General features: G+C 69.5%; 22 protein-coding genes. 15 read left to right on the forward strand and 7 right to left on the reverse strand.

What is annotated here, in order from left to right; all coding sequences use genetic code 11:
* The first annotated feature begins 229 nt into the window (after positions 1 to 229).
* From AB0F41_RS23505 to AB0F41_RS23515, 3 genes are all read left to right on the forward strand, one after another.
* Complete coding sequence (locus AB0F41_RS23505) at positions 230 to 1,462, forward strand: acyl-CoA dehydrogenase family protein (protein WP_357427192.1); 1,233 nt, start codon at positions 230 to 232, stop codon at positions 1,460 to 1,462.
* A gap of 122 nt (positions 1,463 to 1,584) precedes the next feature.
* Complete coding sequence (locus tag AB0F41_RS23510; RefSeq protein WP_357427194.1) at positions 1,585 to 2,367, forward strand: hotdog domain-containing protein; 783 nt, start codon at positions 1,585 to 1,587, stop codon at positions 2,365 to 2,367.
* Between the two features lie 3 nt (positions 2,368 to 2,370).
* Positions 2,371 to 3,048, forward strand: coding sequence for a TetR/AcrR family transcriptional regulator (locus tag AB0F41_RS23515; protein ID WP_357427196.1), 678 nt, complete (start codon positions 2,371 to 2,373; stop codon positions 3,046 to 3,048).
* Between the two features lie 58 nt (positions 3,049 to 3,106).
* On the opposite strand, the gene AB0F41_RS23520 is transcribed toward AB0F41_RS23515, so the two are convergent.
* Both AB0F41_RS23520 and AB0F41_RS23525 read right to left on the reverse strand, forming a co-directional pair.
* The gene (locus AB0F41_RS23520; RefSeq protein WP_357427198.1) at positions 3,107 to 3,991 is read right to left on the reverse strand and encodes an SDR family oxidoreductase; all 885 of its coding nucleotides are present in this window, start codon (positions 3,989 to 3,991) and stop codon (positions 3,107 to 3,109) included.
* A gap of 218 nt (positions 3,992 to 4,209) precedes the next feature.
* On the reverse strand, positions 4,210 to 4,641 hold the full coding sequence (locus tag AB0F41_RS23525) for a hypothetical protein (RefSeq protein WP_357427200.1): 432 nt from the start codon (positions 4,639 to 4,641) through the stop codon (positions 4,210 to 4,212).
* 434 nt (positions 4,642 to 5,075) lie between these two features.
* Between AB0F41_RS23525 and AB0F41_RS23530 the strand changes: the two genes are divergently transcribed.
* The 6 genes from AB0F41_RS23530 to AB0F41_RS23555 all read left to right on the forward strand — a co-directional run bounded on the left by AB0F41_RS23530 (position 5,076) and on the right by AB0F41_RS23555 (position 12,221).
* Positions 5,076 to 5,693, forward strand: coding sequence for a hypothetical protein (locus AB0F41_RS23530; protein WP_357427202.1), 618 nt, complete (start codon positions 5,076 to 5,078; stop codon positions 5,691 to 5,693).
* Positions 5,690 to 6,415: a hypothetical protein gene (locus AB0F41_RS23535; RefSeq protein WP_357427204.1), complete on the forward strand. Its 726-nt coding sequence runs from the start codon at positions 5,690 to 5,692 to the stop codon at positions 6,413 to 6,415. Before AB0F41_RS23530 ends, AB0F41_RS23535 begins: the two co-directional genes overlap by 4 nt.
* Before the next feature lie 100 nt (positions 6,416 to 6,515).
* Positions 6,516 to 8,168, forward strand: coding sequence for an alkaline phosphatase D family protein (locus tag AB0F41_RS23540; RefSeq protein ID WP_357427205.1), 1,653 nt, complete (start codon positions 6,516 to 6,518; stop codon positions 8,166 to 8,168).
* A gap of 134 nt (positions 8,169 to 8,302) precedes the next feature.
* Positions 8,303 to 10,111, forward strand: coding sequence for a GMC family oxidoreductase (locus AB0F41_RS23545; RefSeq protein ID WP_357427207.1), 1,809 nt, complete (start codon positions 8,303 to 8,305; stop codon positions 10,109 to 10,111).
* 346 nt (positions 10,112 to 10,457) lie between these two features.
* Entirely contained in the window at positions 10,458 to 11,735 is a 1,278-nt protein-coding gene (locus AB0F41_RS23550) for an MFS transporter (RefSeq protein WP_357427293.1), read from the forward strand.
* A gap of 24 nt (positions 11,736 to 11,759) precedes the next feature.
* On the forward strand, positions 11,760 to 12,221 hold the full coding sequence (locus AB0F41_RS23555; protein WP_357427209.1) for a YiiD C-terminal domain-containing protein: 462 nt from the start codon (positions 11,760 to 11,762) through the stop codon (positions 12,219 to 12,221).
* A gap of 60 nt (positions 12,222 to 12,281) precedes the next feature.
* Here AB0F41_RS23555 and AB0F41_RS23560 read toward each other — a convergent pair whose 3' ends face one another.
* Entirely contained in the window at positions 12,282 to 12,650 is a 369-nt protein-coding gene (locus tag AB0F41_RS23560) for a hypothetical protein (protein WP_357427211.1), read from the reverse strand.
* 277 nt (positions 12,651 to 12,927) lie between these two features.
* Between AB0F41_RS23560 and AB0F41_RS23565 the strand changes: the two genes are divergently transcribed.
* Complete coding sequence (locus tag AB0F41_RS23565) at positions 12,928 to 13,977, forward strand: GTP-binding protein (protein ID WP_357427213.1); 1,050 nt, start codon at positions 12,928 to 12,930, stop codon at positions 13,975 to 13,977.
* 7 nt (positions 13,978 to 13,984) lie between these two features.
* Here AB0F41_RS23565 and AB0F41_RS23570 read toward each other — a convergent pair whose 3' ends face one another.
* The 3 genes from AB0F41_RS23570 to glp are packed head-to-tail and all read right to left on the reverse strand — an operon-like array spanning position 13,985 to position 16,819.
* Positions 13,985 to 14,446 (reverse strand): molybdenum cofactor biosynthesis protein MoaE, encoded by a 462-nt coding sequence (locus AB0F41_RS23570; RefSeq protein WP_357427215.1) that lies wholly within the window; start codon positions 14,444 to 14,446, stop codon positions 13,985 to 13,987.
* Positions 14,439 to 15,602: a bifunctional molybdenum cofactor biosynthesis protein MoaC/MoaB gene (moaCB, locus tag AB0F41_RS23575; protein WP_357427217.1), complete on the reverse strand. Its 1,164-nt coding sequence runs from the start codon at positions 15,600 to 15,602 to the stop codon at positions 14,439 to 14,441. The genes AB0F41_RS23570 and moaCB overlap by 8 nt, the downstream gene beginning before the upstream one ends.
* Positions 15,599 to 16,819, reverse strand: a complete 1,221-nt coding sequence (gene glp, locus AB0F41_RS23580; RefSeq protein ID WP_357427219.1) for a gephyrin-like molybdotransferase Glp — start codon at positions 16,817 to 16,819, stop codon at positions 15,599 to 15,601. Before glp ends, moaCB begins: the two co-directional genes overlap by 4 nt.
* Positions 16,820 to 16,978: 159 nt before the next feature.
* Between glp and moaA the strand changes: the two genes are divergently transcribed.
* The 5 genes from moaA to AB0F41_RS23605 all read left to right on the forward strand — a co-directional run bounded on the left by moaA (position 16,979) and on the right by AB0F41_RS23605 (position 20,882).
* Positions 16,979 to 18,037 carry a GTP 3',8-cyclase MoaA gene (moaA, locus tag AB0F41_RS23585; protein ID WP_357427221.1) on the forward strand — a complete coding sequence of 353 codons (1,059 nt, stop codon included), beginning with the start codon at positions 16,979 to 16,981 and terminating at the stop codon, positions 18,035 to 18,037.
* Positions 18,030 to 18,272 carry a MoaD/ThiS family protein gene (locus tag AB0F41_RS23590; protein ID WP_357427223.1) on the forward strand — a complete coding sequence of 81 codons (243 nt, stop codon included), beginning with the start codon at positions 18,030 to 18,032 and terminating at the stop codon, positions 18,270 to 18,272. Before moaA ends, AB0F41_RS23590 begins: the two co-directional genes overlap by 8 nt.
* Before the next feature lie 136 nt (positions 18,273 to 18,408).
* Complete coding sequence (locus AB0F41_RS23595; RefSeq protein WP_357427225.1) at positions 18,409 to 19,122, forward strand: YciI family protein; 714 nt, start codon at positions 18,409 to 18,411, stop codon at positions 19,120 to 19,122.
* On the forward strand, positions 19,119 to 20,396 hold the full coding sequence (locus AB0F41_RS23600; protein WP_357427227.1) for a sigma-70 family RNA polymerase sigma factor: 1,278 nt from the start codon (positions 19,119 to 19,121) through the stop codon (positions 20,394 to 20,396). Before AB0F41_RS23595 ends, AB0F41_RS23600 begins: the two co-directional genes overlap by 4 nt.
* A 117-nt stretch (positions 20,397 to 20,513) precedes the next feature.
* The gene (locus AB0F41_RS23605) at positions 20,514 to 20,882 is read left to right on the forward strand and encodes a DUF1801 domain-containing protein (protein ID WP_357427229.1); all 369 of its coding nucleotides are present in this window, start codon (positions 20,514 to 20,516) and stop codon (positions 20,880 to 20,882) included.
* Positions 20,883 to 20,891: 9 nt separating this feature from the next.
* Here the strand turns inward: AB0F41_RS23605 and nadE are convergent, their stop codons facing one another.
* The gene (nadE, locus tag AB0F41_RS23610) at positions 20,892 to 21,716 is read right to left on the reverse strand and encodes an ammonia-dependent NAD(+) synthetase (RefSeq protein ID WP_357427231.1); all 825 of its coding nucleotides are present in this window, start codon (positions 21,714 to 21,716) and stop codon (positions 20,892 to 20,894) included.
* Between the last annotated feature and the right edge of the window lie 7 nt (positions 21,717 to 21,723).

The following is a 21,723-nucleotide window of genomic DNA, read 5'->3' on the forward strand; positions in this document are numbered from 1 at the left end:
ATACCCCGCACCTCAAGGGGGGTGCCCCGACATGTGAGACCGCGAGCCCCGCGGGGCGCCGCAGGCGCGAGTCTCGAGAGCGGAACCACTGGACCAAGGGGGCCTCCCCCCGTGGCGCCGAAAGCGCCACCAAAATTATTGAATCCGGATTCAAGTTCGATTACGGTCGGGGAGCAGCGAACGGCCGCCCCCCGGCGCATCGAGCCGCGCCCCGAAGATCGGAGTTCTCGTGGAACTGTTCACCTCGACCGACCGTGCCCGCGAGTATCGGCAGCGCCTGCTCGCGTTCATGGACGAAAGCGTCTACCCGGCCGAGCCGGTGTACGCCGGGCAGATGGCCGAGGCCGGGGATCCGCACCACCATCCGCAGATCCTCGAAGATCTGAAGGCCGAGGCCAAGAGCCGTGGTCTGTGGAATCTGTTCCATCCGCATCCGGAGTGGGGGCCGGGGCTGAGCAATCTGGAGTACGCGCCGCTGGCCGAGATCATGGGCCGCAGCCCGGCGCTGGCACCGGAGGCCTGTAACTGTTCGGCCCCCGATACCGGGAACATGGAGGTCTTCACCCTCTTCGGTACCCAGGAGCACAAGGAACGCTGGCTCGAACCGTTGCTCGACGGGACCATCCGGTCGGCGTTCGCGATGACCGAGCCCGGGGTGGCCAGCTCGGATGCGACGAACGTCGAGATGCGGATGGAGCGCGACGGCGACCACTATGTCCTCAACGGCCGTAAATGGTTCGCCTCCAACGCCATGCACCGCAATTGCAAGGTGCTGATCGTGATGGGCAAAACCGATCCGGACGCGCCGAAGCACCGTCAGCAGTCGATGATGGTGGTGCCGATCGATGCCCCCGGTGTGCGGGTGGTGCGGAATCTGCCGGTGTTCGGTTATATCGACCGGGAGGGGCATGCCGAGATCGATTTCGCCGATGTCCGGGTGCCGGCGAGCGATGTGCTGAAGGGGGAGGGCGAGGGGTTCGCGATCAGCCAGGCGCGGCTCGGTCCGGGTCGTATCCATCACGCCATGCGGGCGATCGGGATGGCCGAGCGGGCGCTCGAACTCATGTGCGCGCGGGCGGAGTCCCGGACCACCTTCGGCCGTAAGGTCAGCGAACGGGCCAATATCCGGGACTGGATCGCGGAGGCCCGCATCGATATCGAACAGGCGCGGCTGCTCACCCTGAAAACGGCGTGGATGATGGACACCGTCGGCAACAAGGAGGCGCGGACGGAGATCGCGGCCATCAAGATCGCGGCGCCGGTGATGGCGTTGCGCATCGTGGACCGGGCCATTCAGGTCTACGGCGCGGCCGGGGTCACCGAGGATTTCCCGCTGGCGAGTATGTACGCGCATCTGCGGACGCTGCGTATCGCCGACGGCCCCGACGAGGTGCACAAACTCACCATCGCGCGGGCCGAACTGGGTAAGGCGCGGGCGGCCGCGGAGGCCGCCGCCGGCTGACCCGGGCGCGTATCGGCGGGAGGTGACCCGCACACCGGCGCCCACCGCCCGATACGTTGGATATGTCCGGTCGGCCCGGCGTGGGTCCGGTGCCGGTGCGGGCGGGCACGAGGAGGCTATCCATGACGGTCGAGACCGGAACCGAACCGAGCAGGCGGCGTCACATCCTGTTGGAGCTGGGCTTCGCGACCACGCTGCGCGGCGACGAACTGCACGGCGCGGCCACCATCACCCCGCAGATGCATGTGCCGGGCACCGGCCGGTTGCGGACCTCGGTACTCGCCACCTGGACCGATACCGTGACCGGGCTGCTGGCGGCCCTCACGCTGGGTCCGCGGGTGCCGGTCACCCTCGAACTCGACGTGCACCTGTACCGCCCGGCGCCCGGCTCCGGTGAGATCAGGGCGGTGGGACGCAAGATCAAGGCGGGCCGGTCGGTGTTCGTGGCCGAGGTCGAGTGGACCGTGGACGGGGAGCCGTTCGCGTTCGGCGGTGGTTCGTTCATGGTGTCGCCGAACGAGGAGTTGCGGCTGCCCGCGGAGCTCAGCCTCGATATGCCGATTTCGGAGCATCTGCTCGAGGTGCCGCTGGCCGAACGGGCGGGGTGTGAGCGCACGGCGCCCGGTACCGCGGTGCTGCCGCGCACCGATGACGGCCTGAACGCCTCGCGCACCGTCAACGGCGGGTTGATCGCTCTGGCCGCGGAGGAGGCGATACTGTCGCTGGCGCCCGGCGCCACCCTGAGCACCCTCGGATTGCGCTACCTGCAACCGGCCCGGGTGGGTCCGGTGGTCGCGGACGCGACCCTGCGGGCCGATGTCGGGCGGGCGACGCTGCGTGATTCCGGTAACGACGATCGCCTCACCACCTTGGCGACCGGCCGCCTCTTCCATGACAGCGAGTAACCGGTGAAAGCCCGGGAAGACAGTGGTTCTCCCGGGTCGGCGGCGGTCTCGGTGGCGATGTCGGGAAAGCCCGCGCGACCGGCCCCCAAGAGCCGCCGCGGGGTACGCACCCGCGGCGCCCTGGTGGACGCGGCCCGGCGGGTTTTCGAGGAGGACGGTTTCCTGGATGCCCGGATCAGCGATATCACCCGGACCGCCGGGGTGGCCGCCGGTTCCTTCTACACCTATTTCGACAGCAAGGAAGAGATCTTCGCCGAGGTCGTGGCCCAGGTCCGCGACGAGATGCTGCATCCGCATGTGCGGGTCCGCGGCGGCAGTGGCGATCCGCGGGACTGGATCTCCGCGGCCAACCGGGAATATCTGAAATCGTATCGGCGCAACGCTCGCATGATGGCGGTCCTCGAACAGGTTTCGCGGATCGACCCCCAGTTCGCGGCACTGCGCGCCGAACGCGCGTCGGCGTTCGTCGATCGCAATGCCGCCCTGATCCGGGATCTGCAGGAGCAGGGTGTGGCGGCCGCCCGGCTGGATCCGCGGGTCACCGCGCTGGCGCTGTCGAGCATGGTGAGCAAGATGGCGTATCTGGTGTTCGTGGAGGGCGAGAAGATCGACACCGCCACGTTGCTCGAAACGCTCGACTGGATCTGGTTCAACGCGTTGCAGTTGCCCGGGCCCGCGTGATCAGACCGGGCCCGGCGCCGTCGTGCGGCGGGGGACGAGGGTGCCGGGATGAGTACTGCTACTCGCCGCCGGCCGGGGTTTCCACGGGCTCACGGGTCGCGGCGAACCCCCGGAACCGCCGCAGATAGCCGACCACGCGGCGCAGCGGGACAGCGCGCGGCCAGTCCTCGGCGCGGAAGTAGGCATCCGTGCCACCGTCGACGAATATCACACTGCCGCAAAGGAATTCGGCCGACGGTGACAGCATCATGCAGACCCAGTCGGCGATGTGATCGGGTTTGCCGTAGCCGCCGGTGGGCACCGGGAACGCCTTGACGGCCTTGGCTTCCGCGGGGGAGGCGAGCTGGCGTTCCAGCAGCGGGGTCAGGATGGCGCCGGGGGCGATGACATTGAGCCGGATCCCGGTCCCCGCCCATTCCGGCCGCACCGCGTGGCGGCGGACCCAGTGGCTCACCGCGATCTTGGAGGCGGCGTAGACGAACGGCGCGGCCTGTTTTCCGAACAGGCGCACCGAGCGCACGGCCCGTTCGGTATCCCCAGCGAGGAAGGCCCGGACCGTCCGGCCCTGCACCACGGGCACCGTGGTCGAGGAATTGCTACCGAACGCGACCGCCCGCGCGGAACCGGTGGCGGCCAGCGCCGGGCGCCAGCCGTCGAGCAGCTCCACCACGCCGAGGTAGTTCACCGCCGCGATTACCGGCAGCCGGGTGGGATCGGGTACCGGACCCAGGCCGGCGGCGAGGACGGCGCCGTCGAGGCGGTTGTCGGCGGCGGCGAGCACACCGTCGATGGCGGCCCGGCGCCCTGCCGGGGTCGACAGATCGGCGACGATATCGGCTTCCTGGATATCCACACCGATCACCCGGTGGCCCTGCGCGATCAGTTTCTCGGCGACCGCCCTGCCCATCCCCGAGGCCGACCCCGTGACCGCGTAGACACCCATCCGCTATCCCTCCGTCCGGCCCGGGCGCAACCCGCGCGCGATTTTCGTCGGAGTCTGTCAGAACTGCGGAAGGTGTCAAGCGCACTGGAAGGGGCCCCGGCGCGGGGCGCGGCGCTCGCGCCGGTGGCAGAACGACACTCGCGCCGGTGGCAGAACGACACTCGCGCCGGTGGCAGAACGACACTCGCGCCGGTGCCGGACCCGCGCTCGCGCCGGTGTCAGAACGGCAGGTCCAATGTCTCGGGCAGCGTGAGGCAGACCAGCCCGAAATCGTGGCCGACCTCGACATTGACCACCGTGGACGCGCCTTCGCGGAACCGGTCCGGGCCCGCGGAGACCAGATGGCGGCCGATCACCGTGGGGCGCCAATCCGCGGTGTAGATCCCGGGTTCGTCCTCGGTGACGGGGCCGAAGGTTCCGCCGCCGGGGGTGTCGTTCACCCAGTCCTGCAGCGTGACCCCGGCGCCGGGATCACCGGCGACGACAACGGTGTAGGTGCACCCGACGCCGTACTGGATGAAGCCCAGGCCGAACCCGCCGGTGACCCGGACGGCGGTGACGTCCGCCGCGGCGGTGGGCGCGAAACCGGCTGCCGCTGCCGTGATCGCCAGTGTGGTCAGTCCGATACGGAAGCTCGCTGCGGTGGTCATGGCGCGTCTCCGGTCCTCGGCGGTGCCTGCGGGTGGAAACCTCCTGTGTGTAGTGCAGCACGGCCGGGACCGCGGGGCACAGTCCCGCCGGGTCACGAAGTGGGCGCGGAATTGCCGGTGGTTGTAACACGCAGGCGCCTACGCGTGAATAACGGTGCATAAACGTTATCGACCCCGGCGGATTGCCAGAGGAATGCTGACGGGCCGGTTTCCGGCCCCTCGCCGGATATCGCATCGGCCTATAACCATTGCACCGGGGGAGTTTCGGGGAATTACTGCCCGGCAGTCCGGTTATTGGACAGCAATTTAAAGGATTAATTCTCCTGTTAATTGTGGATATGCGCGGTAAGTCGGAATCTCGGTATGGTCCTGTGCGCGAAGTGAAATCGCAGCCGCCCGCTCCCGGACGGTCCACGTGAGAAGGATTGAACGTAATGAAGTTCGGCACTTTCGCCGCCACCACACTTCTGGCCGTCGCCGCTGTAGGAATTTCCGCCGCGACGGTGAATGCCGAACCGGCGGCACCGGCGGCACCGGCTCCCGAGATCAAGAGCGAGGGCGTCGACCAGGGCGTCGCCTACGAGACCAGCGTCGATCAGAAGACGCAGACGATCACCACCGCGGTGCGTGACGGGCTGTTCGAGCTGACGCCCGACGGCGCCAAGGCCGTCCTGAAAGCCGTCAGCGGCGCCGTTGTGGCCGAGGTGCCACTGAAATACGACGTCTCCGGCAGCGAGGTGGAGGTCGCCCACGAGATCAGCGCCGACGGCAGCACTCTCGAACTGACCCCGACCGTGACGGCCGAGAACATCGGCGAGATGCGGCCCGTCAGCTCCATGGCCCGGCTGACCGACGAACTGAACAAGAACGTCGCCGGTGTCGCCGTGGGCGCGGTGGTCGGCGGTCTGCTCGGCGCGCTCGTCGGACTGGGCTTCCTGAGCATCATCACCGGCCCGATCGGCCTGGTCGTCGGCGCTGTGGCCGGCGGCTACATCATGGGCGGGCAGCCGTTCGGTGACGCCGTGACGGCGGTACTGCGCGGGGAGCCGTGACCCAGCCGGACCAGGAGGACGGCGGTCGCCCGCCGCTCTCGCAGCAGGACAAACGAGCCCGCGTCGGGGCGACCGCGGCCGCGATTGCCATCGCGGCCGTGGTCACCTCGATCGTGCTGGGGATCGGCGTGGCCGCGCTGCTGGCCACCGCCGGCGGCGGCGAGGAGCCCACGGCGGACCTCGCGGCGCCGACTCCCGCGGTCACCACCGGTCCGGTTGCCTCCACCCAGGTGCCGGGCGTTCCCGCCGCGCCTTCGTCGGTGGCGTCGTCCGCCCCGGCCGCCCCCACCACCACGCCGCCGGCGTCGGGGATCGCGGGGGAGATGAACAAAGAGGCGAAGGAAGCGCCGCCGAAGGTCGAGGTGGCCGCCGGTGAATGTCTCAGCGGTTTCGGTGAGAAGGACGTCACCAAGGCGGCCTGCGGCAGTGCGGAATCCCGGTACAAGGTGACCAGCGCGGGCCCGCCGGGCACCACCTGCCCGGCCGACGCGGATGCCGGCCACACCGTCGCCGAGACGACCCTGTGCCTCGATATCGACTGGGTCGTCGGTAGTTGTGTCGATGTCTCGGGTGATCAGCCGCAGCGCGTCGAATGCGGACCCGGCGGGATGCAGGTCGTCAGCATTCTGCCGGAGACCAACAATGTGAACGCGTGCCCGTCGGCCGATAACGGATTCGTCTACGACGAACGTCGATTCGTGGTCTGCTTCACCGATCTCTAGGGCTGTGCCCGACCGGCCGGATCCGTCGGGTCCGCGGCCGGTCGGGCAGCCCGGCGGTGCGGCGCCAGGCGCTTTGTCCGGTTCGCGCGATAATGGGGCCATGGTCCTGACCCGTCGCCGGCTGTTACAGACCGGCACGGCCGCAACGGCCGCCGTACTGGCCGGGGCCGGTCTGGCGAGCAGTGCGCCGTTTCGCGCTCCGCGCCTGCTCGGTGATCCGTTCACGCTGGGCGTGGCCTCCGGTGACCCGCTACCCGATGGGGTGGTGCTGTGGACCCGGCTGGCGCCCGATCCTTTTGCCCCGGACGGTCTCGCGTCCACGGCCCGCGCACCGGTCACGGTCGACTACGAGGTCGCCGAGGACGAGCATTTCCGCCGCGTCGCGGCGCGCGGCAGTGCGGTGGCGACCCGGGAACTGGCGCACAGTGTGCATCCCGAGGTGCGGGGGCTGGCCCCGGATCGCTGGTACTTCTACCGCTTCCGGGCAGGTTCGGCGATCTCACCGGTGGGTCGCACCCGGACCGCGCCGGCGCCCGGTGCCCGGGTCGATCGGCTGCGGTTCGCCGTCGCCTCCTGTCAGCACTGGAGCTCGGGTCACTACACGGCCTATCGGCATCTGTGCGATGAGGACCTCGATCTGGTGGTCCATCTCGGGGACTACATCTACGAGATGGAGTGGGCGCGTGGCCGCGCAGGCGTCGAGATCCCCTCGGCCCTGCGGGAGGAATCCACCGACCTCACCGGGTACCGGTTGCGGTACGCGTACTACAAGGCCGAACCCGAACTGCGGGCCGCGCATGCCGCGTTCCCGTGGGTCTGTACCTTCGACGATCACGAGATCGACAACAACTGGGCGGGTTTCGATCCGGGGGCGGGTATCGATATCCATCTGCTGCCCGCGTTGTTCCGGCGCCGGAGAGCGGCGGCGTTCCAGGCGATGTACGAGCATCTGCCGCTGCGGATCGGCCAGTTGCCGTCGGGACCCCATACGCGGATGCATCGCCGCTACTCCTTCGGCTCGCTGGCCGATCTCACCATGCTCGACACCCGCCAGCACCGCTCGTCACTGGTCTGCGGGGACGGCGCGAATCTGGTGGTGGACTGCCCCGATCGTTTCGCCGCCGACCGTACGATTCTCGGTGCCGGCCAACGGGAGTGGCTGATCGACGGACTCACCCGGTCCACCGCGCGCTGGCAGATCCTGGGCAACCAGGTGGCGATGGCCCAATCCGATCACGACCCCGGACCCGCCGTGGTCGTCGGCACCGACGCCTGGGACGGCTATGTGGCCGACCGCGACGCCGTTCTCGCCGCGGCCGCGGCGCGGGGGCGCGGTGATCTGGTCGTGCTGACCGGTGACCGGCACGAGAACTATGTGGCCGATATCCGCGGCGATTACCGCGACCCGGGTTCGCCGGTGGTGGCGACCGAATTCACCGGCACCTCGATCACCACCGGCCGCGACGGCGCCGATTCCACCCCGCGCGGCCGGATGCTGCTGGCCGCCAATCCCGATATGAAATTCTTCAACAGCCAGCGGGGTTACCTGCGAGTGGAAGTGGACGAACGGCAGTGGCGCACCGATTTCCGGGTGGTGCCCTATATCCGGGAACCCGGCGCGCCGGTGAGCACCCGGGCGTCCTATGTGGTGGAGCACGGCACACCGGGGGCGCACGCGGCCTGGGATCCGAGTGCGCCGGCCGGTGCGGACGGCGGCGGGCCGCAGCAGCCGGTGGCCGGGGCGGGCGGATGAGTCGCGAGCCGGGGCCCGGACGTACGGGTCGGTCCCGGCCCGGGTATCGCGGACTGTCCGGTTTGGCCGGAAATGCCGATTTTGTGTCCGTGGGTGTGTTTCCTCCGGGGTGACCCAGGCCATAGTCTCGAACGATGTCCAGTTCCGCATCCAGCCCCGGCACCGGCGCCGGGCACGGCCAGGCCTTCGATACCGCCGGGCAGGCCTTCGACTACGACGTACTCGTCATCGGCTCCGGATTCGGCGGCAGTGTGAGCGCCCTGAGACTGACCGAGAAGGGTTACCGGGTCGGCGTCGTCGAAGCCGGGCGCCGGTTCGCCGACGACGAATTCGCGGCCACCTCGTGGCGCGCCAAGCAGTATCTGTGGGCGCCGTTTCTCGGGTGCTTCGGTATCCAGCGACTCACGCTGCTGAAGGACACCCTGATCATGGCCGGCGCCGGAGTGGGCGGTGGTTCGCTGGTCTACGCGAACACACTGTACGAACCGCCGGAGAAATTCTTCCGGGACCGCCAGTGGGCGCATATCACCGACTGGAAAGACGAGCTCGACCCGTACTACGACCAGGCCAAACGCATGCTGGGCGTGGCCACTAACCCGGCGACCACCGCCCCGGACCGGGTGCTCAGCGAAATCGCCGCCGAACTCGGCGTCGCCGATTCCTACCAGCGCACGCCGGTGGGGGTGTTCTTCGGCGGACCCGGCGCCCGGCCCGGTGAGGATGTCGCCGATCCGTATTTCGGTGGCGCCGGTCCGGCCCGGCGCACCTGCACGCACTGCGGCGAATGTATGACCGGATGCCGCCACAATGCCAAGAACACCCTGGTCAAGAACTATCTCTATCTGGCCGAACAGGCTGGTGCCACGGTGCATCCGCTGCGGACCGTCACCGATGTGAAACCCCTGCCGGGCGGCGGCTACGCGGTGAAAACCGCGACCACCGGGCGCTGGGTCCGTAAGAAGCGCACCACCTACACCGCCGAACAGGTGATCTTCTCCGCGGCCGCGCTGGGTACCCAGCGACTGCTGCACAAGTTGCGTGATTCCGGGTCGCTGCCGAATATCTCCGGACGCCTCGGGTTCCTGTCCCGGACCAACTCCGAGGAACTGCTCGCGATCCGCAGCCGGGACAAGAACAACGATTTCACCAAGGGGGTGGCCATCACCTCCTCGATCCACCCCGACGCCGACACCCATATCGAGCCCGTGCGCTACGGCAAGGGCAGCAATGTGATCTCGCTGATGGGCAGTGTGATGGTGGACGAGGAACCCGGGGTGTCCAAACGCCGTCTGTGGTTCCGTGAGATGTGGCGCCACCGCCGGGACCTGCCGCATCTTCACAACCCGCGGGGCTGGTCGGAGCAGATGATCGGCCTGCTGGTGATGCAGTCACTGGACAACTCGATCACCACCTACACCAAACGTGGGTTGTTCGGCCGGAAGATGACCACCCGGCAGGGTGAGGGCGCCCCCAACCCGACCTGGATCCCGGCGGGTCACGAGGTGGGCCGCCGGGTCGCGGACAAGATCGACGGCATTCCCGGCGGCGCCAGCAGCAGCGTGTTCAATATTCCGATGACCGGCCATTTCATCGGCGGCTGCGTGATCGGCGAGAGCCCCGAGACCGGGGTGGTGGATCCCTACCACCGCCTGTACGGGCATCCGGGAATCCATGTGATCGACGGTTCGACCATTTCGGCCAACCTGGGGGTGAACCCGTCGCTGACCATCACCGCGCAGTCCGAACGCGCCGTGGCCCTGTGGCCGAACAAGGGCGAGGCCGACCCGCGGCCACCGCTCGGGGAGCCCTACCGGCGGATCGCGCCGGTGGCCCCGGTGGCGCCGGCGGTGCCCGAAATGGCCCCGGCGGCGCTGCGGCTGCCGCTGATCGTGGTGAATCATCGCGAACATCCCGGGGTGGTCGCCGGCGAGCGGAACTCCTGATCGGACCCGACTTCCGAATCGGATATACCGGACATCGGGTCGTCGGCGGACGCGCGCCGGCGACCCGGGTCACGGCATCTGTGAGGCCCTTCACATAAGCTGGGAAATAGCTGATCGGAGCCGGTCGGCCATGCCTGTTCGGCAAGCGTTGCGTTTACCCGGGGCATATGCCGGGTAACGGTTTGGAGTCGATACTCGCCGGAACCCGGTCGCCGGCGAGCGCGACGTCATGGGTCGGCCGGGCCGACGCGGATGCGTACGCCGGAGAGGACTGACCGTGACGGACCAGCAGCCGGAAGCAGCACAGGAAGCACCACAGCTCAGAAAATCGGTAGCGGCCTCGGCCATGGGCAACGCCACCGAATGGTTCGACTACGGCGTCTACGCCGCCACGGCCACCTACCTGACCGACGCCTTCTTCCCGGGCGAACTCGGCACGCTGGGCACCATGCTCGGCTTCGCCATCTCGTTCCTGCTCCGCCCGCTCGGCGGCATGGTGTGGGGCCCCCTCGGCGACCGGGTCGGCCGCAAGGTGGTCCTGGCCACCACCATTCTGATGATGGCCGCGGCCACCGGTTTGATCGGCGTCCTGCCGACGCACGGCCAGGTCGGGGTGCTCGCGCCCATCCTGCTGATCCTGCTGCGAGTGGTCCAGGGCTTCTCCACCGGCGGTGAGTACGGTGGTGCGGCCACCTATCTGGCGGAATGCGCCTCGGACAAGAAACGTGGGTTCTTCGGCAGCTTCCTGGAATTCGGCACTCTCGGCGGCTTCGTCGGCGGCTCGGCGGTCGTCCTGCTCTGCCAGCTGATTCTCGGGTCGGACGCCATGCACGACTGGGGCTGGCGGATCCCGTTCCTGATCGCGATCCCGCTCGGTGCCATCGGCTGGTACCTGCGGACCAAGCTCGACGAGTCGCCGGTTTTCACCGAGGTCAACAAGAAAGAGCATCCCGAAGGCGGGCTCCGGGTGCTGCTCACCGACTACCGCCGCGAACTGCTGACCCTCGGCGGATTGGTCATCGCGCTGAACGTGGCCAACTACACGCTGCTCACCTACCAGCCGACCTATCTGCAGAACACCATCGGGCTGGGTGAGTCCACGACCACGGCCATGATGCTCATCGGGCAGCTGATCATGATGGCATGTGTGCCGTTCTTCGGCCGGCTGTCCGACCGGGTGGGACGTCGCCCGATGTGGCTGACCTCGCTGGTCGGTCTCGCGGTGCTGGCGGTGCCCATGTACTGGCTGATGGGCGTGGGTACCGGCTGGGCCATCGTCGGCTTCGTGGTGCTGGGCCTGCTGTACGTACCGCAGTTGTCGACCATCTCCGCGACCTTCCCCGCGATCTTCCCGACCCATGTCCGGTACGCGGGCTTCGCGCTGGCCTACAACGTGTCCACCGCCGCTTTCGGCGGCACGGCTCCGCTGGTGAACGAGGCGGTGATCGAGGGCACGGGCTGGAGCCTGTTCCCCGCCCTCTATATGGTCGCTGCCTCGTTGATCGGCCTGGTGGCATGGTTCTTCCTGCGGGAGACCGCGGGTACGTCACTGCGCGGCACCGAGGTACCCGATGCCGCGACCGATACCGAACCCCCGGCGCCGGAGAAGCAATCCGTCGTCTGAGCCCTCGAAAGGGTCGGCCCCGATATGAGCGATACCCGTAATCCTCCCATCGCCGAAGTGGTGAACTCGGCACTGGAACAGACAATTCCGGTGGCCCACCGGATGGGCGTGCATGCCGAGGAGGTCCGGCGCGGCTATGCCGCGGCGACGGTGCCGGCCGAGGGCAACGGCAACCATTTCGGCGTCATGTACGCCGGCGTGCTGTTCACCGTGGGTGAGATTCTGGGTGGTGCGATCGCGGTGGCGAGCTTCGACACCGCGAAGTACTACCCGCTGGTGAAAGATCTGCGGATCGTGTTCCGCAGGCCCGCCACCACGGCGGTCCGGGCGCAGGCCACGCTGTCCGATACCGAGATCGAGCGGATCTCCGAGACCGCGGCGGCCGAGGGTAAGGCCGATTTCACGTTGCGCGCGGTGCTCACCGATATCGACGGTGTGGTGGTCGCGGAGACCGAGGGGCTGTACCAGTTGCGCGCCCATCGCTGATTGCCGTGACGGGCCCGGCCGGGAACGGGTTGGATCCGCACCCGGCCGGGCCGGAGTCGGTCAGAATCCGGCCGACCCCGAAGGTGCGGGCGGCACCATACGCCACGATCCGCAGTTCCGGGTGGTGAAACCGGCGTCGGTCGGCTTCACCGTCACCCGGATCGGGCCCAGCTTCGTGTAGTTGTTCTCGATGATGTATTTCATATTCGTGTTGTCGCCCTCGAGCTGCCAGAGCCGCCGCCAATCACAGGCCTTGGTGGGATCGGTGGGTCCGGGCGATTCGTAGACTCCGGGCCGGATATCGACGCCGACCCGATAGACGCCGTCCTGCGGTATATGGTCGGCCGGATCGGCCGCCGCGATACCGCTGCCCAGCACGGTCGCCGCCGACAGCGCCGCTGTGGCGATCAGGAACGTGCCTGCACGCATTGGTTACTCCTCGGTAATTCTATTTCCTACAGCAGAGATCCCCCGCGATCTCCCCGGGACGTTTACCAGAGTCTCGGAATGGATTTCGGGGAATCGGCACAATTTCGTATATTCCGGTAGGAATTGCGTGGAATTCCGCGTCCGGCCGTGAATTTGAAACAGAAGCAATTCTGTCGAAAATGCGATCCGCGTTGCCGCGACGGCCGCGGTGACAACCGCACCACGCCCATGTTCCGCCGGGCCCGGGGCCGCGCGGAGCGCTCAGTAAGGTGGACGGGTGGCTGAGCGTATACCCGTGGTGATCGTGGCCGGATTCCTCGGCGCGGGGAAGACGACCCTGCTCAACGATCTGCTGCGCAACAACCGCGGCACCCGGATCGGTGTGGTGGTCAACGACTTCGGCGCCGTGAACATCGACGCGATGCTGGTGGCCGGGCAGGTGGACGCCATGGTCTCGCTCGGCAACGGCTGCGTGTGCTGTGCGGTGGATGTCGGCGAACTCGACGAACTGTTCACCCGGCTCACCGAACCGCGCGCGGGCATCGATGTGATCGTGGTGGAGGCCAGCGGACTGGCCGAACCGCGGAACCTGGTGCGGATGGTGGTGGGCAGCGAGAACACCCGGATCCGCTACGGCGGACTGCTCGAGGTGGTGGACGCCGCGGAGTTCGCCACCGGGCGGGAACGGCATCCGGAACTCGCGAGTCATCTGCGGCTCGCGGATCTGGTGGTCGTGAACAAGGCCGACCGGCTCGAGGCCGGCGCGCTGGACCGGTTGCGAGCCGAGATCACCGACCTCACCGGTGGCGCACCCGTCTACGCCACCAGCTACGGGCGCATCGACCCGGGACTGCTGTTCGACCCACGCCGCCCGCTCGCGCCCCGGGCCGGCGACCAGCTGAGCTTCGACGAACTACTGCTCGACGACGAACCCGGCTGCCAGGACGGCCACGGGGACGGCGCGCATCGGCACCTGCACGACGAATACACCAGCCTCGTCTTCACCGCCGCCGCCCCGCTGCACCCGAGACGCCTGCTCGATTTCCTGGAGAACCCGCCCGCCGGTCTCTTCCGCGCCAAGGGTTTCGTGAATTTCCCGGTCGCGGGTCACGAAAGCTATATCGTGCATCTGGTCGGCCGTGCGATAACCCTGGAACCCGCGGGCCGCGCCGGACGCGAGAAAACCGACCTGGTACTCATCGGCACCGGCCTGGACACCGCGGCGATACCGGCGCTGCTGCGCGATACCGAACACCACGGCGACCCGCTGGACGACCAGGCGATGCTGCCCGTCTTCCGCTACATCCCGCAGACCGCTCCGGCCTGACCGGGCCTCACCCGCAGGCGTTCACCCACTCGGAGAGACCGTCGGCGAACATCTGGCGTTTCCAGATCGGCACGTCGTGTTTGATCCGGTCCACCAGGGTCGCGCAGGCCGCGAAGGCCTCGGCGCGATGCGGTGCCGCGACCGCCGTCACGATCGCCGGATCGCCGACCCGCAGATTTCCGATCCGGTGCACGGCGGCGACGGGCAGGCCGGTGGATTCGGCGACGGCGGCACAACATTCGCGCAGGAAGCGGACCGCTTCCGGATGCGCCGAGTATTCCAGTGCCGAAACGGGCTGCCCGCCGTCGTGATCGCGGACCACCCCGGTGAAGACCACCACGGCCCCGTGCCGGGGACCGCGGACGGCGGCGTCGACGACCAGCGGGTCCAGCGGTGCTTCGCTGATCTCGGCGAGCCGGACCCCGCCGCCCGGGTCGTGTTCGGTTGTTCCGGACGATAGTTCAGGCATGTGCGCTCTCGTTTCCCCATCTCGTACCCGGTGCCGCGGCGGCACTTCCCTCGTCGTGCGCGCCGCCGCCCGCCACCTGCGCGAGCAGATGTTCCAGCAGCGGTTCCAGCACCGCGATACCGTCTTTCACCCCGCCGGGTGACCCGGGCAGGTTCACCACCACCGTCCGTCCGGCCAGCCCCGCGATACCCCGGCTGAGCGCCGCCAGCGGGAATTTCGCCGTACCGCGCTGCCGGATGGACTCGGCCACCCCGGGCAGTTCGCGATCCAGCACCGCCGCCGTCGCCTCCGGGGTCCGATCGGTGGGGGAGGCGCCGGTGCCGCCGGTGGTCACCACCAGGGCGGGGTTGGTCCGCAAGGCCTCGGTCAGCCCGGCGGCGATCTCGGCATCCGGGTAGATCAGCGGACCGCGCACGGTGTAGCCGAGATCGTTCAGCCATGACACCAGCCGGGGTCCGGTGGTATCGGTACGCGTCCCCGCCGCGGCGCCGGTCGAGGCCACGAGCACCGCCGCGGTACCGGGAACCGCCGCCGGGACGGCCGGCCGCGCGGCGGTTTCGGTGCCGGGTGCCGCCGGACCGTCGGCGCCGGGCCCGGTGGCCGGCTCGGCCGATCCGGTTTCCCGACGGCCGGTGTGGCCGGCGCTTTCGGGCGCGGAAGTATCGCCGGTCGGGGCCGGGCCGTCGGCCGGGCGGGTCCACTGCCCCCGCTTCCCGCCCTCCTTGGTGAGCAGCCGGATATCGCCCAGCACCGCCGCGGGGTCGACCGCTTTCACCATGTCGTGCAGGGTGAGCCCGGCGACCGCCACCGCGGTCAGCGCTTCCATCTCCACTCCGGTGGGCCCGGTGGTCTTCGCGGCGGCCTCGATGGTGATGGACGTCGCGGTGAAACCGAAGTCGACCTTCACCGAGGACAGCGCGAGCTGATGGCACAGCGGAATCAGTTCCGAGGTCTTCTTGGCTCCCGCGATACCGGCGAGCCGGGCGGTCGCCAGCACATCGGCCTTCGGCATATCGTCGGCGCGCACCAGCGCGATCACCTCGGGGGTGGTCCGCAGTTCCCCGGCCGCCACGGCGACCCGGGCGGTATCGGCCTTGGCACTCACGTCCACCATGCGGGCCCGGCCCGTCGAATCCACATGCGACAACTCGCTCATAACGTCCACACTCGCACAGCCGTCCCGGGCGGCATCTCGGTTTCCTCGGCCGGGATATCTATCAGCACATCCGCCGCCGCCATACTCGCCACCAGATGTGATCCGGGCCCGGAGACCACCTCCACCGCATGCGGTCGCGCGCCCTTCCACACCAGTTTGCCGCGCAGGAACTGACGGCGCCCGGCCGGCGAGCTGCGTACCGCGCCCAGCAGTGGCAGTTCGTATTCGGGAACGGGACCCAGGCCGGACAGCCGCCGCAGGATGGGCCGGGCGAGGACCTCGAACGACACCACCGCGCTCACCGGGTTCCCCGGGAAGCTGAGCACCGGCACCCCGTCGACTACCGTCAGGCCCTGGGGACCGCCCGGCTGCATCGCGACCGAGCCGAATTCACCGCCCAACGGGATCAGCACCTCGCGCACGACCTCGAAGTCCCCCTTGGACACACCGCCGGTGGTGATCACCAGATCGGCGTCCGCGGCGGCGGCACGCAGCAGCCGCCGGAACTGGCCGGGGTCGTCGGAACTGTGCTCCACCCCGGTCACCCGCACCCCGTTGGCTTCGAGGGCGGCCGCCAGCGCGATGCCGTTGGAGTTGTAGATCTGGCCCGGCCGCAGGCGCCCGCCGGGCGATACGAGTTCGTTCCCGGTGCCGATCAGCGCGGCCCGGATAGGGGCGAACACCGGGATCGAGGCGAGCCCGACCGCCGCGAGTGCCGCGATATGCCGGGGCGCGAGCAGGGTTCCGGCCGAGACCAATTCCGCGCCGGCGCGCACATCGCTGCCCGGTTCGCGCACGAATTCGCCGCGGGCCCGGCCGCGGGTGATGTGCACGGTGCCGCCCTCGGCGGTCGTATCCTCCACCGGAACCACGCACTGCGCGCCGTCGGGCAGCGGGGCGCCGGTCATCACCTTGCGCGCGGTGCCCGGAGCGAGCGGCTCGCCGGTGTCCCCCGCGGCCACCACTCCGGTCACCGGCAGGCGCACCGGGGTGATCGCCACATCCCCGGCCCACACCGCGTAACCGTCCATCGCCGAATTCCGGAAAACGGGGAGATCGATGGGCGCCCGCATATCCTCGGCCAGCAACCGGCCGACCGCCTCGGCGATCGGCACGGATTCGACCGGGCGGGCGGCCAGCGGGCGCAACAGCTGCTCGATGGTGTCGCGGTAGTCGTCCGCCGACCGGACCTGGGGGCGGGCGGGCCGAGAAATCATGGATTCAGCCTAGTGCGATCCGGGCCCGCCGCCGTACCGGTGTTCCGGCATTCCGGGCGGGCTCCGGCGGCGGGCGTGTCGGCGCCCGGACCGGGCACGATGCGGCCGATCGCGCGGACGGCCGGTCCGGGCGGGCACCGGGCGTTCATAATGGGGGATGTGACACTGGTCGACATGGGGATACCCACAGTGCGGTCCGGGCGCCCCTCGCTCGACGGACGTCCGGATACCCCCCTGCTGGTGGACCGTTTCGGTCGCACCGCGCGGGATCTCCGGGTTTCCATCACCGAGAAGTGCTCGCTGCGCTGTACCTACTGCATGCCCGAGGAAGGGCTGCCCGCGATACCGCCGGACGAGCTGCTCAGCGCGGCAGAGATCGTGCGCCTGGTCTCATTGGCGGTCCACCAACTCGGCATCCGCGAGGTGCGGTTCACCGGCGGCGAGCCGCTCATGCGGCGCGATCTGGAAGAGATCGTGGCCGGATGCCATGCCGCTGTCCCGGGGATTCCGCTGTCCATGACGTCGAACGGTATCGGTCTGCGCCATCGCGCGGCGGGGCTGGCGGCGGCCGGGCTGGGCCGGGTCAATATCTCGCTGGATACCGTCGACCGCGACGGTTTCGCCCGCCTGACCCGCCGCGACCGCCTGGATTCGGTGCTGTCCGGGATCCGCGCCGCCGGTGCTGCCGGGCTGGCGCCGGTGAAGGTGAACGCGGTCCTCATGCGCCAGACCCTCGCCGGTGCCGCCGACCTGCTGGGCTGGTGCCTGGCCGAGGGCTGCGAGCTGCGGTTCATCGAGGAGATGCCGCTGGACGCCGACCACGAATGGGCCCGCGAGAACATGGTGACCGCCGCGGAACTGCTCGACGTCCTCGGCGCCCGCTACACGCTCACCGCGGTCGGCCGCAGCGACCCGTCGGCCCCCGCCGAGACCTGGCTGGTGGACGGCGGGCCCGGCACCGTCGGGATCATCGCCTCGGTGACCCGCACATTCTGCGACAGCTGTGACCGCACCCGGCTCACCGCCGACGGTATGCTGCGGTCCTGCCTGTTCAGCGATCAGGAATTCGATCTGCGCGCGACCCTGCGCTCCGGTGCCGACGATGCGGAACTGGCGCGGCTGTGGCGCGGTGCCATGTGGCAGAAATGGGCGGGTCACGGTATCGATGCCGCGGACTTCGTCCCACCGGAACGCACGATGGGAGCCATAGGTGGTTGAGGTCCGCTATTTCGCCGCGATCGCCGACGCCGTCGGCAAGAACGCGGAAACGCTGGACCTGCCGCCCGGCGCCACCGTCGCCGATCTCCGGTCCCGGCTGGCCGCGACCTACGGCCCGGATCTGGACAAGATGCTGGGCGTCTGCGCCTACCTGATGGGCGACGAACTGACCCGCGATACCGGCGCGGCACTGACCCCGCGGGTCGATGTCATGCCGCCCTTCGCCGGCGGCTGAGCCCCGGACCGCGTCTCCGGCACCATGTCGCACCGCCCTCCCGGAATTTCCGGCGGGTTGTCGAGAAACCGCGTCTCCGCACGTCGTTGTGGTGAGAGGGGTATCGGACTCCTCGCCGACGAGGAAGGATGACGTCATGTACTACCTGGCTCTGCTCACCGGCCGCGAGGGCGATGCCGTCGCACAACCGGGAACACCCGAGTTCGACGCCGAAGTGGCCCGGTACGCGGCGTTCGACGCCCGGGTGGCCGAGGTCATCGCCGGTGGTGCCGCGCTGTATCCGTCGGATTCGGCCGTCACGCTCCGCCGCGACGGCGCTACCACGCTGGTCACCGACGGGCCGTTCGCCGAACACGCCGAGGTGGTCGGCGGGTTCTACGTCTTCGATGTGGCCGATCTGGACGAGGCACTCGAACTCGCCCGGCAGCTGCCGGCCGTCGAAACAGGGGCGGTCGAACTGCGGCCGATGGCGCAATGGATGCCGCACGGCGAACCCGGCCCGGACTGGTGGATGGCGCTGCTGTGGGAACAGGCGGACGCGATGGTCTCCCCGGGTACACCCGAATGGGATTCCGCCGCGGCCGAGCACGAGCGGTTCGGCGCGGAAGCGGGCCCGGTGATTCGCGGCGGTGGCGCGCTGAGTCCGGCCACCACGGCCACCACGGTCCGGGGGTCGCGGGAGAAACCGCTCATCACCGACGGCCCCTTCACCGAGACCGCGGAGGTGGTCGGCGGGCTGTATCTGTTCACCGCCCCGGACCGGCGGGCCGCCACGGAGATCGCGGCCGAGATCCCGGTCGGCCCGAAGGGCGGTACGGAGGTGCGGCGGGTGGTCGATCTCGGCGAGTGAGCGATCCGACGACGACCGGACTCGACGGCGTGTACCGCGCCGAGTTCGGTCGTGCCGTCGCCACCGTCGCCCGGCTCACCGGTGATATCGGGACAGCCGAGGACGCCGTACAGGAGGCGTTCGCCGCCGCGGTGCGGACCTGGCGGCGTGACGGGGTCCCGGCCAATCCGGGCGCGTGGATCACCACCGCCGCGCGACGCCGCGCGCTGGACGGGTTGCGCCGCGAATCGGCGCGCGGCGGCAAGGAACGCGAGGCTCTGCGGGCGACGCCGGCGCCCGCGGAACCCGATGATCCCGGTCTGCCCGACGACCGGCTGCGGATGATCTTCACCTGCTGCCATCCCGCGCTCGCGCCGCCGGCCCGGGTGGCGCTGACCCTGCGGTTCGTCTGCGGTCTGCGCACCACGGAGATCGCGCGGGCCTTCCTCCAATCGGAGGCGACGATGGCGCAGCGGATCACCCGGGCCAAGGCCAAGATCCGCCAGGCCCGGATACCGCTGCGGGTACCGCCCGCCGCGCTGCTTCCGGAGCGGACGCCGACCGTGCTCGCGGTGATCTACCTGATGTTCACCGAGGGCTATTTCGCGACCTCGGGGCCGCGCGCGGTCCGCGACGAACTGTGCGATGAGGCGATCCGGGTGGGTCGCCTGCTCTGCGACCTGCTACCCGTCGAGGAGCATGCGGTGCGGTCCGAGGCGTACGCGCTGCTCGCGCTGATGCTGCTGACCGACAGCCGCCGGTCCACCCGGCGCACGACCGGGGGTGAGCTCGTACCCCTGGACGAGCAGGATCGCGCAGCCTGGGATCGCGCGGGCATCCGGGCCGGTCTGGACTGTCTGCTGATCGCGGCCGAGGGTGGCGGACCGTATCTGGCCCAGGCCCGGATCGCCGCCGCCCACGCCGTCGCACCGGAGTGGGCCGCGACCGATTGGCGGGCGATCGTGGCGGCCTACGACGAGCTGATGAGTTACGCGCCGTCACCGGCTGTCGCGGTCAATCGCGCCATCGCGGTGGGGATGCGAGACGGCCCGGAGCGGGGACTGGCGGTTCTGGACGAAATCGCCGACGACCATCCGCGGGCGGCCGGGCATCCGGTGGCGGCCGCGCGTGCCGACCTGTTCCGCCGGGCGGGCAGACCGTCCGACGCGGTACCGGAATACCGCGCCGCGATCGCCGCGGCCGGTAACGACGCCGCCCGCGGCTACCTGCGGCGAAGGCTGGCGGAGGCCGAGGGCGCGGCACGAACGCACCCGAGTCCGGCGGCCGGTTCATAGCGCGCGGGCCGGCTCCGCCCTTCCACTGCGCCGGCGAACCGGGAGGGGGACCGCACGTATCGGATCGACCCGTATCGGTCGCCCGGTCGCGGCGGCCTGCGGCGGTAGAGTGTGCCCGTGGTGAAGAGCACGGCTCCCGATGTCGATGCCTACCTGGCCGAGCTCCCGGCGGAGCGCCGGCCCGCGGCCACCGCGGTCCGCGCACTGTGCCGGACGGAACTGAACGGCTACACCGAGACGATGGCCTACGGGATGCCGGTCTACCGGTACGACGGGCGGGACGAGGTCGCGTTCGCGGTACAGCGCGACTACTTCTCGTTCTATCTCCTGCGCGAGGATATCCGCGCGGAGTTCGCGCAGCGGCTGGCCGGCCGGGATATGGGCAAGGGCTGTCTGCGTTTCCGGCACGCGGCGGGCCCGGATCTCGACCTGCTCACCGAGCTGGTGCGGGCCGTGGCCGGCACCCCGGGCGGTCCGGTGTGCTGACCGGGCGGGTCAGCGCCACCAGTCGTCGAGCGGGGTGACCGGGACGGTGCGCTTGTGCCGGGTGCTCCGGTAGATCGTCTCGATCCGCCGGGCCACCTCGTCGGTGACGTCCTTGCCCTCCAGGTAGTCGTCGATCTCGCTGTAGCGCAGGCCCAGGGCTTCCTCGTCGGGCAGGGCCGGGCGATCGTCCTCGAGATCGGCGGTCGGCACCTTGGACCACAGCCGCGAGGGTGCGCCGAGTTCCTGCAGCAGCGCCGCGCCCTGGCGTTTGGTCAGGCCGGTGAGCGGGGTCAGATCCACGCCGCCGTCGCCGTATTTGGTGAAGAACCCGGTGACCGCCTCGGCCGCGTGATCGGTGCCCACGACCAGCAGATTCTCCTGACCGGCGAGGGCGTACTGGATGACCATGCGCTCGCGGGCCTTGATATTGCCGCGGACGAAATCCCGCAGTTTGCCGACCGACAGCGCGGAGGCGACCTCGGCGGCGACCGCGTTGGCGCCCGGCCGGACGTTGACCACCACCGATTCGTCGGGTGCCACGAAGGTCATGGAGACCCGGGCGTCGGCCTCGTCCGCCTGCACACCGTAGGGGAGGCGCACGGCGATGAACCGCGCCGCACCACCTTCGGCGCGCACCTCCTCGACCGCCAGCTGGCAGAGCCTGCCGGTGAGCGCGCTGTCCTGGCCGCCGCTGATTCCCAGCACGAAACCTTGTGCGGGCGTGGCGCGCAGATAGTCCTTCAGGAAATCGACCCGGCGCCGTACCTCGTCCTTGGGTTCGACACTCGGCAGCACACCCAGCTCGGCGATGATCTGATCACGCACGTTTCCCATGCCGGAC

Source organism: Nocardia sp. NPDC024068 (assembly GCF_040638875.1).
Classification (GTDB): domain Bacteria; phylum Actinomycetota; class Actinomycetes; order Mycobacteriales; family Mycobacteriaceae; genus Nocardia.

Excerpts from the sequence above, each read along its gene's own strand:
- AB0F41_RS23510 (WP_357427194.1), top strand. The coding sequence starts at position 1,585 with ATGACGGTCGAGACCGGAACCGAACCGAGCAGGCGGCGTCACATCCTG.
- AB0F41_RS23520 (WP_357427198.1), bottom strand. The coding sequence starts at position 3,991 with ATGGGTGTCTACGCGGTCACGGGGTCGGCCTCGGGGATGGGCAGGGCG.
- AB0F41_RS23525 (WP_357427200.1), bottom strand. The coding sequence starts at position 4,641 with ATGACCACCGCAGCGAGCTTCCGTATCGGACTGACCACACTGGCGATC.
- AB0F41_RS23530 (WP_357427202.1), top strand. The coding sequence starts at position 5,076 with ATGAAGTTCGGCACTTTCGCCGCCACCACACTTCTGGCCGTCGCCGCT.
- AB0F41_RS23540 (WP_357427205.1), top strand. The coding sequence starts at position 6,516 with ATGGTCCTGACCCGTCGCCGGCTGTTACAGACCGGCACGGCCGCAACG.
- AB0F41_RS23545 (WP_357427207.1), top strand. The coding sequence starts at position 8,303 with ATGTCCAGTTCCGCATCCAGCCCCGGCACCGGCGCCGGGCACGGCCAG.
- AB0F41_RS23550 (WP_357427293.1), top strand. The coding sequence starts at position 10,458 with ATGGGCAACGCCACCGAATGGTTCGACTACGGCGTCTACGCCGCCACG.
- AB0F41_RS23555 (WP_357427209.1), top strand. The coding sequence starts at position 11,760 with ATGAGCGATACCCGTAATCCTCCCATCGCCGAAGTGGTGAACTCGGCA.
- AB0F41_RS23560 (WP_357427211.1), bottom strand. The coding sequence starts at position 12,650 with ATGCGTGCAGGCACGTTCCTGATCGCCACAGCGGCGCTGTCGGCGGCG.
- AB0F41_RS23570 (WP_357427215.1), bottom strand. The coding sequence starts at position 14,446 with ATGCCTGAACTATCGTCCGGAACAACCGAACACGACCCGGGCGGCGGG.
- moaCB (WP_357427217.1), bottom strand. The coding sequence starts at position 15,602 with ATGAGCGAGTTGTCGCATGTGGATTCGACGGGCCGGGCCCGCATGGTG.
- glp (WP_357427219.1), bottom strand. The coding sequence starts at position 16,819 with ATGATTTCTCGGCCCGCCCGCCCCCAGGTCCGGTCGGCGGACGACTAC.
- AB0F41_RS23595 (WP_357427225.1), top strand. The coding sequence starts at position 18,409 with ATGTACTACCTGGCTCTGCTCACCGGCCGCGAGGGCGATGCCGTCGCA.
- nadE (WP_357427231.1), bottom strand. The coding sequence starts at position 21,716 with ATGGGAAACGTGCGTGATCAGATCATCGCCGAGCTGGGTGTGCTGCCG.